The sequence below is a fragment of the Microbacterium sp. genome (assembly GCF_031178525.1).
Lineage (GTDB): Bacteria > Actinomycetota > Actinomycetes > Actinomycetales > Microbacteriaceae > Microbacterium.
Genome location: NZ_JAPSJA010000073.1, coordinates 1 through 11,056 on the forward strand (window position 1 = coordinate 1; position 11,056 = coordinate 11,056).

Here is an 11,056-nt window from a genome sequence, read left to right on the forward strand (position 1 = left end):
CGGCTCGCGTGACCCTCACGATCGCGTCGTTCGGGTGCTCGATCGCCGGGATGTCCTTCTCCTCGACCCGCACCCGGTACGGCCCGCGGTACACCATCGCCTTCATCGCGCCTCCTTCTCGCCGTGTCGAGCCACGATCCCTCCGATCGGCCGAATCGCTCAAGGCGCTTGCCCTCGGGGAGACGATGTGCGATGAGGCGCGGATCGCTCGTCCGCCGGGCCGCCCCGCAGGCCTCGTTCCATCAGCGGCACATCCAGCCGGTAGGGTGTCCCGGTGATCGACTCGCTGCGCGCCCGTGGTCCGAAGGCCCTGCTGACCTACGCGGCGATCGGCCTGCTCTCCGGTTTCCTCTCGGGACTGTTCGGTGTCGGTGGCGGCACCGTGATCGTGCCGCTGCTGGTGATGCTCGCCGCGTTCGGACAGAAGCTCGCGTCCGGCACGTCGTCGGCGGCGATCATCCCCACGGCCGCGGTCGGCGTCATCTCCTACGCCGTGAACGGCGACGTCGACTGGATCGCCGCTCTGCTGCTCGCGGCGGGTGCCGTCGTCGGCGCCCAGATCGGCACGCGCCTTCTGCACCGGCTGTCCGAGCCCGTGCTGCGCTGGATCTTCGTGGGCTTCCTCATCACGGTCATGATCAGCCTGTTCTTCGTGATCCCCTCCCGGGACGCCGAGCTCGAGCTGACGTTCTGGCTGGGGGCGGCGCTGGTGCTCACGGGCTTCGTGACGGGCGTCATGTCGGGCCTGATCGGCGTCGGCGGCGGCATCATCGTCGTCCCCGTGCTGATCCTGCTCTTCGGCGCCAGCGACCTCATCGCCAAGGGCACGTCGCTGCTCATGATGATCCCGACCACGATGTCGGGCACGATCGGGAACCTCCGCCACAAGAACGTCGACCTCCTCGCCGGTCTCGGGATCGGCATCGCGGCGTGCCTCACGACGCCGCTCGGCGCGATCGTCGCGGGAGCGATCGATCCGCAGGTCGCGAACATCCTGTTCGTGATCTTCCTCGTGATCCTGACCATCCAGATGGCGCAGCGCGCGATCCGCGCGGGGCGCAAGCCGAAGGACGGCACGGCCAAGGGCTGACTCGGCTCTCGACGTGCTCGAGGCGTGCGGGCAGGATGGGACGGTCCGCACCGGCATCTGGAGGCACGCGATGGCCCGCACACCCGTCACCGTCACCGTCACCGGCGCCGCCGGTCAGATCGGCTACGCGCTGCTGTTCCGCATCGCGGCGGGCGACATGCTCGGGGCGGATACGCCGGTGCGCCTGCGCCTGCTGGAGATCCCGCAGGCGATGACGGCGGTGGAGGGCACCGCCATGGAGCTGGAGGACGGCGCGTTCCCGCTGCTCGCCGGCATCGACCTCGCGGACGACCCGCGCGCGGCATTCGACGGTGCGAACATCGCCCTGCTCGTCGGCGCCAAGCCGCGCGGACCCGGGATGGAGCGCGGCGATCTGCTCGCGGCCAACGGCGGCATCTTCGGACCGCAGGGCGCGGCGATCGAGGCGGGCGCTGCCGACGACGTGCGCGTGCTCGTGGTCGGGAACCCGGCGAACACGAACGCCCTCATCGCGTCCAGGAGCGCCCCGAGCGTGCCGCCCGAGAGGTTCACCGCCATGACCCGCCTCGACCACAACCGCGCGCTCGGTCGCGTGGCGCGGCACCTCGACGTCCCGGTGGCGGATGTCACTCGTGTCATCATCTGGGGCAACCACTCCTCGACCCAGTACCCGGACCTGACGCACGCGCTGGTGGCCGGTGAGCCCGTCACCGCACGGCTCGATCGGGATTGGATCGAGCAGGACTTCATTCCGGGAGTGGCAGGGCGCGGCGCCGTGATCATCGCCGCGCGCGGTGCGTCGTCCGCCGCATCGGCCGCAAGCGCCGCCATCGACCATGTGCGGGACTGGACGCACGGCACCGCGCCCGGTGACTGGACATCCGTCGCCCTGCCCTCCGACGGGTCGTACGGCGTGCCGGAGGGCATCATCAGCTCGTTCCCCGTCACGGCCGACGGTGGACGGTGGCGGATCGTCGACGGCCTGGAGTTCGACCACGCGTCGCGCACGCGGATCGACGCGTCGGTGGCGGAGCTGATCGAGGAGCGCGACGCGGTCGCCGCGCTCGGCCTCATCTGAGCCGGATCAGACGCCGAGCGCGCGCGCGAACCCGCGCACGTTCTCGCCCAGGCGGCGAATGCGCTCCACGCGCGCGGCTTCACGGTCGAAGCCCTCGTACGCGAGCGGCGGCAGCTTGCGGACGACCGCGGAGCATCCGAAGTTCGCGCACACGAGCGTGCCGACCGTGTCGCCCTTGCGTCCTGCCGGCCCCGCCTTGCGGGCCGCGAAGAACTGCACGTCGTTGGTCAGTGTCACATCGTCGCACCACGAGCACTGGGCCCGCGCTGCCGTGCGCTGTTCGGCCTGCTGCAGCAGCATGCCGACGTGGCGCCCCTCGAGGGCGACGATGGCGTACGCCCGCCGTGGGAACTTCGGATCGGCCCAGCCGAGGTAGTCGAGGCGGTCCCAGACGATCTCGTCGAACCCCGAGGGGAGGGTGAGGTCGGAGACCTCCTTGCGACTGGCGTTGACGAAGGAGGCGCGGATGTCGCGCTCGGTGAGGGGAAGCATGAATGTGTCCTTGAAGAGGGGATGCGGAGCATCCGGATGTCGCCGCGAGCGGCGGAGGGGGAGCGGCCGCCGAGGCAGCCGGGAAGGGAGCGCGCGGGTGCGCGTCAGCTCCTGCCGGCGCGGAATGCGCCGGCGACCTCCTTCGCCCCGAGGGGCGCTCGCGTGATGAACACGCCCGAGAGTCTACGACCATAGGCTGGCGATATGGCAGGCGAGGACACAGCGGTCGGATGGGACGAGGCGCGCGCGGCGAACCTCGCGAACTGGGAGGAGCGCGTCGCGCTGCATGAGCAGGCGTACGGGCTCGATGCATACGACGACCCCTCGTACCTGTCCGACGTCGTCCGGTTCGATCTCGCCGCGCTCCAGCGGTTCGTGCCGTCGCTCGAGGGGCTGGACGTGTGCCACCTGCAGTGTCACATCGGCACCGACACGCTCTCGCTGGCACGGGCGGGCGCGACGGTCACGGGCGTCGACTTCTCGCCCGAGGCGCTCGCCGCGGCCGAACGCCTGGCCGCACGCCACGGCGTCGACGCGACCTGGGTGCTCAGCGACGTGCTCGACGCGCGCGCGGCGGTCACCGGCGACTTCGACGTCGTCTACACGAGCATCGGCACGATCTCGTGGCTGTCGGACCTGAATCGCTGGGCCGCCCAGATCGCGGGGCTCCTGCGCCCGGGCGGGCTGTTCTACATCCGGGACGGTCATCCCGCGCTGTACGCGCTCGATGAGAACGCCCCGGGGCTGCATATCGCGTACCGGTACTTCCCGAACGGGCGTGCGCAGCAGTGGGACGAGCAGACCACCTACGTCGGCGACGGCACCCTCAGCAGCACCCGCACGTACGAGTGGCCGCACCCGCTCTCCGAGGTCGTGAACGCGCTGATCGGCGCGGGGCTGCAGATCCTGCGTCTAGACGAGGACACAACGCTGCCCTGGCGCTTCAGCGACCGCATGGTCGAGGTGCCGGGCGGATGGGCCTGGCCCGAGCAGGAGCGCGACCGCGTTCCCTCCACGTTCACCGTGGTGGCCCGCCGGGCCGAGTGAGTGCTCGGGCACGGTCGTTAGGATCGAACGGTGCCTGTGAATCCCGAACTGCTGGGTCGCCAGTTTCCGCCGACGCCGCCCTATCTCGTCGGTCGCGAGAAAGTGCGCGAATTCGCCCGTGCGGTGTTCGCCGATGCGGCCGAGCATCGCGACCCCGAGGCGGCCCGCGCGCTCGGCTACGCCGATGTGGTCGCCCCGCCGACGTTCGCGATGGTGATCCAGGACCTGACGCTGCAGCAGCTGCTCGCCCAGCCCGACTCGGGCATCGCGCTCGAGCGCACGATCCACGCGAAGCAGAGCTTCCGCTGGACGCGCCCGATCGTCGCGGGCGACGAGCTGCGCGGCCGCATGACCGTGACGGGCCTGCGCGCCATGGGCGCCGGAGCCATGGTCACGAGCGAGACCGAGATCACGGACGCCGACGGCGGCCACGTCGTCACCGCCACGTCCGTGCTGCTGATCGGGGGAGACGAATGAGCGCCGGCGCCCTGAGCGACCTGACCGTGGGCGACGTCGTCGCCGAGCGCACGGTCCACCTGACCCGCGAGGCGCTCGTGCGCTACGCGGGCGCGTCGGGCGACTTCAACCCGATCCACTATCGCGACGACGTGGCTGCGCGCGTGGGCCTCGACGGCGTGCTGGCGCACGGCATGCTCACCATGGGCCTGGCGGTCGCGACCATCGGCGAGTGGCTGGGGGATGCCGGCCGGATCGTCGATTACGGCGTGAACTTCAGCAAGCCGGTCGTCGTCGACGCGGAGACCGGCGCCGACGTCGAGGTGTCCGCCAAGGTGGGGCAGCTCGACGACGAGACCGCGCGCATCGACCTCACGGTGACGTCCTCCGGCACGAGCGTGCTCGGCAAGGCGCAGGTGCGCGTCCGGAGGGCGTGATGCCCGAGGTCGCCCCCATCCCGCTGCGGGAACTCACCACGCTGCGCGTGGGCGCGGCGCCCGAGCGCATGATCGACGCTCGCACGCGCGACGAGCTGGTCGCCGCGCTGCGCGACGTCTGGGCCGCGGGCGACGAGCCGTGGTTCGTGCTCGGCGGCGGCTCCAACCTGCTCGCCGGTGACGACCCGTTCCCCGGCACGGTGATCCGGATCCTCACCTCCGGCTTCGAGGTGGTGCCGGGCGCGCGTGACGGATACGTGCGGCTGCGGGTCGAGGCCGGGCAGAACTGGGACGAGCTCGTCGCCTGGAGCGTGGCGCAGGGGCTGAGCGGCATCGAGGCGATGTCGGGCATCCCCGGCACGACCGGCGCCGCGCCGATCCAGAACGTCGGGGCATACGGTCAGGAGATCGTGCAGACGCTTGTGGAGGTCGACCTCATCGACGCCGACACGGGCGACGTCTCGACCGTCCCCGCCAGCGAGCTCGGGCTGGGTCCCCGCACGTCGGTGCTCAAGCACCATTACGGCTCTGCGCCGCAGCGCCAGGCCGTCGTCCTGTCGCTCACGCTCGACCTCGCGGTCGTGGGGCACGAGCCCCGCCCGGTAATCGACGCGCGGCTGCGCTCAGCCCTCGGGATCGCGCCCGACCAGGCGGTCACCGTGTCATGGATCCGCGACACGGTGCTCGCGATCCGCGGCGGCAAGGGCATGGTGCTCGACGAGCCCGATCACGACACGCACAGTGCCGGATCCTTCTTCAACAACCCGATCGTGACGGAGGGCGTGGCGCAGACGCTGCCCGCCGAGTGCCCGCGCTGGCCCCTGACGCCGACGGTCGACGCCGTGTCGGTCATCCCCCTGTCGCAGTGGGATGGCTACATCCCGCCGGCCACCCACGCCGAGACGCAGGTGAAGGTCAGCGCGGCGTGGCTGATCGAGAACGCGGGCCTGCCCAAGGGATTCAAGCTGCCTCGATCGCGTGCCTCGCTGTCGACGAAGCACACGCTCGCGCTCACGAACCGCGGTGGTGCGACAGCCGAGGAGGTCGGCGAGCTCGCGCGCTTCGTGCAGAGCCGCGTCGCGTCAGAGTTCGGCATCGTGCTGATGCCCGAGCCCGTGCTGGTGGGCGTCGAGCTCTGACCGAGGCCGGCGCCTGCAGGGCGCCGACGCAGCGGCCGTCGAGACTCAGCGGCGCGGGAAGCGGCGCCGCATGACCGGCACCGGCGCCGTCATGACCGCGTCGACCGCCATGGAGCCGTCGGTCGGGCCGATGATCGGGATGGCGGTGGTCTCGGTGACCTCGATCGGATCCACGGGCATGGCCCCGAGCGCACGATGCGCGCTGACGTAGGCAGGGATCAGCAGGACGACCGCGCCGAGCCAGGCGAGCGGGTTGCTCAGCGCGACGCCGATGAAGCCCAGGACGCCCCCGAGGATGATCGCCGCGCCGGCGCGCATCGCGAGCTCCACGATGCCCGTGACAGTCGGGATCAGCGTGTGGCCGAGGCCCTGCAGAGCCCCGCGAAGCACGAACAGCACGCCGAGCAGCACGTACGAGACGCCGTTGACCACGAGCATGCCGTGCGCGAGCTCGACGACCGCGTCGGAGCCGTCGCCGATGAACACGCGGACGATCGACGCGCCGAACAGGATCATGAACGTGCCGAGGAGCGCGGCCACGATCAGCGCGAGCCAGGTCGCCTGACCGACCCCGCGCCGGATCCGGTCGGGCCGGCGGGCGCCGATGTTCTGCGCCGCGTACATCGACACGGCGAGGCCGAGCGACTGCAGGAACGCGACCGCGAGGCTGTCGATGCGCGACGCCGTCGTGTACGCGGCGACCGCGTCGGTGCCGAGCGTGTTGAGCGCGACCTGCACCGTGATCGTGCCGATGGCGATGATCGAGGCCTGGAAGCCCATCGGGAGCCCTAGACGCAGGTGCTCGCGCAGGTCGGCGCGGGCCGCGCGCCAGTCCTCGCGGTGCACGTGCAGCATGGGCAGGCGACGTCGCACGTACTCGAGGCACATCAGCACCGACATGGTCTGCGCCAGCACCGTCGCGAGCGCCGCGCCCGCGACGCCCCAGCCGAACGCACCGACGAACGCCAGCACGAGCACGATGTTGAGGGCGCACGAGATCGTCAGGAACACGAGCGGCGTGCGCGAGTCCCCGATCGCACGGATGATCGCGGAGAGGTAGTTGAAGAACATCATCGCGCCGGCACCCAGGAAGCTGATCTGGGTGAAGACCGTCGCCTCGTCCATGAGCTCGTCCGGCGTCTGCATCAGCGCCAGTGCCGGTCCCGACACGAGCGGCGCGAGCGCCGTGATGAGCACGGTGACGAGCGCAGTGAGGATCGTGCCCGCCGCGACCGAACGGCGGACGGCGGCGTGGTCACGTGCTCCGAACGCCTGCGCGGTCGGGATCGCGAAGCCGCTCGTGAGGCCCCACGCGAAGCCGAGAAGCAGGAACAGCAGGCTGCCGGTCGCGCCGACCGCGGCGAGCGAGTCGACGCCCAGGTAGCGGCCGACGACGATCGTGTCGGCGATCTGATACACCTGCTGCACCACGTTGCCGAGCAGCAGCGGAACGGAGAACGCCAGGATGACGCGCCACGGGGAGCCCGTGATGAGAGAAGGAGCCATGTGAGTTTCAGGGACGAGGCGGACGGAGTGACGGAACGGATCGACGGCCGCCCGCGATCGCAGGACGGCCGTCGAGGAGAGGGGTCAGGCGAACAGCCGCTGCAGGCGCTGCACGCCCTCGAGGAGCTGATCGTCGCCGAGCGCGTAGGACAGGCGCAGGTAGCCGGAAGGGCCGAAGGCCTCGCCCGGCACCACGGCGACCTCGGCCTCGTCGAGGATGAGATCGGCGAGCTCGAGCGTCGTCGTGGGTGTGCGGCCCGCCCATTCGCGCCCGAGCAGGCCGCGCACATCGGGGTAGACGTAGAACGCGCCCAGCGGAATCGGCACCTCGACCCCCGGGATCCGCGCCAGCTCGTCGACGATCAGCCGGCGGCGGCGGTCGAACGCGGCGCGCATGTCCTCGGCCTCGAGCTGCGAGCCAGTCAGCGCCGCGAGGGCGGCGCGCTGGGCGATGTTGTTGACGTTGCTCGACAGGTGCGACTGCAGGTTGGCGGCGAGTCCGATCGCGTCGGCGGGTCCGACCATCCAGCCCACCCGCCAGCCCGTCATGGCGTACGTCTTGGCCACACCGTTGAGCAGCAGCGTCTGCTCGGCGAGCTCCGGCACGGCCTCGACGATGGACACCGCGCGGGCGCCCTCGTACGTGAGGTTCTGGTAGATCTCGTCGCTGACCACCCAGATGCCGTGCGCGAGCGCCCACTCGCCGATCGCCTTCGTCTCCTCGGGCGTGTAGACGGAGCCCGTCGGATTCGAGGGCGAGACGAACACGAGCACGGTGGTGCGGTCGGTGCGCGCGGCCTCGAGCTGCTCGACGGTGACCTTGTAGTCCTGATCCGCGCCGGCGAAGACCTCGACCGGGACGCCGTCCGCGAGACGGATGGCCTCCGGGTACGTGGTCCAGTACGGCGCGGGCAGCAGCACCTCGTCGCCCGGATTCACGACGGCCTGGAACGCCTGGTAGACGGCCTGCTTGCCGCCGTTCGTCACGACAACGCGCGAGGCGGGGATGTCGAGACCCGAGTCGCGCAGCGTCTTGGCGGCGATCGCCTCGCGCAGCGCCGGCAGCCCGGCAGCGGGCGTGTAGCGGAAGTTCGCGGGATCCCGCAGCGCCTCGGCCGCGGCATCGACCACGAACTCCGGCGTCGGGAAGTCGGGCTCGCCCGCCGCATAGGAGATCACGGCCTTGCCCTCGGCCTTCAGCGCCTTCGCCTTTGCATCCACCTTCAGCGTGGCGGATTCGGCGATGGCGGAGAGCTTGCGGGAGAGCGGGGCGCGGTCGGTCACACCGACGAGCGTAGTAGGTACGGCCTCAGCGCTCGATGAGGAGAGCGGCCCGAGTTCCTTCGTGCGAGAAGTCGGATGCGCACCGTCCGCCCCGGTGTGCGGAGTGCACATAGTCACCATGGAGCGCCGGGCGTCAATCCACATCCTTGCACCCCGCCCGGGGCGTAATCTCGGCAGGGACAGACCGACCCCGGCGGCGATGCCGAGGGACAGCGGTCCGTGACAGACGAACGGAGGACAACCGTGAACGAACGCGAGAAGGCGCTGCTGGCCGAGGTCGAGACCCGCCTGTTCATCGGCGGCGAGTGGGTCGACTCGTCGTCGGGCAAGACGTTCGACGTGCGCGACCCCTCGACGAACGAGGTCATCGCGCAGGTCGCCGACGGCACGGAAGAGGACGGCATCCGCGCTCTCGACGCCGCCGTCGCCGTGCAGGACCAGTGGGCGAACACCCCGCCGCGCGAGCGGAGCGACATCCTGCGCCGCGCGTTCGACCTCGTGCGGGAGCGCGCCGACGACGTCGCCCTGCTGATGACGCTCGAGATGGGCAAGCCGCTCGCCGAGGCGAAGGGCGAGGTCACGTACGGCAACGAGTTCAACCGCTGGTTCAGCGAGGAGGCCGTGCGCATCGCGGGCCGATACGGCTCGAACCCCGAGGGCACGGGCCGCATCATCGTGTCGCAGCGCCCGGTCGGACCGGCGTTCTTCATCACGCCGTGGAACTTCCCGTTCGCCATGGCAACGCGCAAGATCGCGCCGGCGCTCGCCGCGGGCTGCACCGTCGTGATCAAGCCGCCGCAGCTCACGCCGCTCACGACGCTGTTCTTCACGCAGCTCCTCGTCGAGGCGGGACTGCCCCAGGGCGTCGTGAACGTGATCACGTCGGCGTCGTCCAGCCGCGTGTCGGGTCCGATCATCGCCGACCCGCGCCTGCGCAAGCTGTCGTTCACCGGATCCACCGAGGTGGGCCGCAAGCTCATCGCGCAGGCCGCCGAGGGCGTGCTGCGCGTGTCGATGGAGCTCGGCGGCAACGCGCCGTTCGTGGTGTTCGAGGACGCCGACCTCGACAAGGCGGTCACCGGCGCGATGCAGGCGAAGTTCCGCAACATCGGCCAGGCATGCACGGCCGCGAACCGCTTCATCGTGCATGAGTCGGTCGCCGAGGAGTTCGCGAACCGGATCACCGAGCGCGTCAAGAGCATGAAGATCGGCCGCGGCACGGAGGAGGGCGTCGAGATCGGCCCCCTGATCGACTCCGACGCGGTCGACAAGGCCGTCGAGCTCGTGGCCGACGCGACCGAGCGCGGCGCGACCGTTCTCGCCGGCGGCGGCAGGCTCGAGGGCCCCGGCACGTTCTACGAGCCGACCGTCGTGACAGGTGTCCAGCCGGGCAGCGCCATCCTGCGCGAGGAGATCTTCGGCCCCGTTCTGGCGATCGCGACGTTCTCGACCGAGGACGACGCCGTGCGCCTCGCGAACGACACGGAGTACGGCCTGGTGTCGTACGTCTACACCGAGGACCTGCAGCGCGGCCACCGCATGATCGAGCGCCTCGAGACCGGCATGATGGGCCTCAACGCGGGCGTCGTCTCGAACGCCGCCGCGCCGTTCGGCGGCGTCAAGCAGTCGGGCGTCGGCCGTGAGGGCGGCTTCGAGGGCATCCACGAGTACCTCTCGACGAAGTACACGTTCCTGCCCAACGCCTGAGCCGCAGCGCGACGCGCGGACGAGTGAGGGGATCGTCACAAGCGGATCCCCTCACTCGCGGCCGGACGCACGCGGAGTGCTCACTCCTCGCCGTACACCTGCCGTCCGCCGATGAACGTCGCCGTCACCTGCTGGTCGCGGATGCGGTCCGGTGCGATCTGGAACAGGTCGTCGCTGAGTGCGACGAAGTCGGCGAGCTTGCCGACCTCGAGCGTGCCCTTGTCGTGCTCCTGGCTCACGGAGTAGGCCGAGCCGAAGGTGTACGCGCGCACCGCCTCGGCGACCGTGATCCTCTCGGCCGGCGCGAGCACGGCGCCGGACCGGGTCCGGCGATTCACCATGTCGTGGATCGACACCAGCGGGTTCGCATCGGAGACCGGGGAATCGGTCGAGCCGTTGAGCACGATCCCGGCGTCGGCGAGCGACTTCACGCGATAGATGAGATCGCGCAGCTCGGGCTCGACGGCAGCGGCCATGCCGTCGCCGAAGTCGGAGATGAACACGCCCTGCGGGACGGGGATCACGTCGAGCTCGGCGGCGCGCCGGATGTGCTCGTCGGTTGCGAGCGCGAAGTGCTCGATCCGGTGGCGCACGCCGTGGCGCGGCGCCTCGCGCTGCGCGAGCGCGAACGCGTCGAGCACGTGATCGATCGCGCGGTCGCCGATCGCGTGTGCGGCGACGGTCCACCCGGCCCTGTGGGCGCCGACGACGTACTTCGTCAGCAGCTCGGGGTCGTACAGCAGGACACCGTTGTTGTCGGGCTCGCCATGGAAGCAGTGATGCATCGCTGCCGAGCGTCCGATGAACGAGCCGTCCGAGGCGATCTTGACCGGCCCGACCC

11 protein-coding genes are annotated in these 11,056 nt (G+C 70.7%); 7 read left to right on the forward strand and 4 right to left on the reverse strand.

All coding sequences use genetic code 11. From position 1 onward, the window contains the following. Positions 1 to 274: 274 nt before the first annotated feature. On the forward strand, positions 275 to 1,090 hold the full coding sequence (locus tag RIF89_RS06765) for a sulfite exporter TauE/SafE family protein (RefSeq protein ID WP_309068370.1): 816 nt from the start codon (positions 275 to 277) through the stop codon (positions 1,088 to 1,090). 70 nt (positions 1,091 to 1,160) lie between these two features. Continuing rightward, complete coding sequence (locus tag RIF89_RS06770) at positions 1,161 to 2,147, forward strand: malate dehydrogenase (RefSeq protein WP_309068371.1); 987 nt, start codon at positions 1,161 to 1,163, stop codon at positions 2,145 to 2,147. 6 nt (positions 2,148 to 2,153) lie between these two features. Here the strand turns inward: RIF89_RS06770 and RIF89_RS06775 are convergent, their stop codons facing one another. Continuing rightward, positions 2,154 to 2,639: an FBP domain-containing protein gene (locus tag RIF89_RS06775; RefSeq protein WP_309068372.1), complete on the reverse strand. Its 486-nt coding sequence runs from the start codon at positions 2,637 to 2,639 to the stop codon at positions 2,154 to 2,156. 204 nt (positions 2,640 to 2,843) lie between these two features. On the opposite strand from RIF89_RS06775, the gene RIF89_RS06780 reads away from it, so the two are divergent. From RIF89_RS06780 to RIF89_RS06795, 4 genes are read left to right on the forward strand one after another with little or no spacing between them, the layout of a single operon-like run. Next, positions 2,844 to 3,686, forward strand: a complete 843-nt coding sequence (locus RIF89_RS06780) for a class I SAM-dependent methyltransferase (RefSeq protein WP_309068373.1) — start codon at positions 2,844 to 2,846, stop codon at positions 3,684 to 3,686. 30 nt (positions 3,687 to 3,716) lie between these two features. Then, positions 3,717 to 4,163, forward strand: coding sequence for a MaoC family dehydratase N-terminal domain-containing protein (locus tag RIF89_RS06785; protein ID WP_309068374.1), 447 nt, complete (start codon positions 3,717 to 3,719; stop codon positions 4,161 to 4,163). Continuing rightward, a complete protein-coding gene (locus RIF89_RS06790; protein ID WP_309068375.1) occupies positions 4,160 to 4,579 on the forward strand; it encodes a MaoC/PaaZ C-terminal domain-containing protein in 420 nt (139 codons plus the stop codon). The genes RIF89_RS06785 and RIF89_RS06790 overlap by 4 nt, the downstream gene beginning before the upstream one ends. Continuing rightward, positions 4,579 to 5,718 (forward strand): UDP-N-acetylmuramate dehydrogenase, encoded by a 1,140-nt coding sequence (locus RIF89_RS06795; protein WP_309068376.1) that lies wholly within the window; start codon positions 4,579 to 4,581, stop codon positions 5,716 to 5,718. The genes RIF89_RS06790 and RIF89_RS06795 overlap by 1 nt, the downstream gene beginning before the upstream one ends. Positions 5,719 to 5,763: 45 nt before the next feature. On the opposite strand, the gene RIF89_RS06800 is transcribed toward RIF89_RS06795, so the two are convergent. Then, a complete protein-coding gene (locus RIF89_RS06800) occupies positions 5,764 to 7,224 on the reverse strand; it encodes an MATE family efflux transporter (RefSeq protein WP_309068377.1) in 1,461 nt (486 codons plus the stop codon). Positions 7,225 to 7,308: 84 nt separating this feature from the next. Continuing rightward, on the reverse strand, positions 7,309 to 8,508 hold the full coding sequence (locus RIF89_RS06805; RefSeq protein ID WP_309068378.1) for a pyridoxal phosphate-dependent aminotransferase: 1,200 nt from the start codon (positions 8,506 to 8,508) through the stop codon (positions 7,309 to 7,311). Between the two features lie 243 nt (positions 8,509 to 8,751). Between RIF89_RS06805 and RIF89_RS06810 the strand changes: the two genes are divergently transcribed. Next, positions 8,752 to 10,215 (forward strand): NAD-dependent succinate-semialdehyde dehydrogenase, encoded by a 1,464-nt coding sequence (locus tag RIF89_RS06810; protein ID WP_309068379.1) that lies wholly within the window; start codon positions 8,752 to 8,754, stop codon positions 10,213 to 10,215. Positions 10,216 to 10,295: 80 nt separating this feature from the next. On the opposite strand, the gene RIF89_RS06815 is transcribed toward RIF89_RS06810, so the two are convergent. Further along, positions 10,296 to 11,056: amidohydrolase family protein (locus RIF89_RS06815; protein ID WP_309068380.1), on the reverse strand; the 761-nt coding region annotated here is incomplete at its 5' end.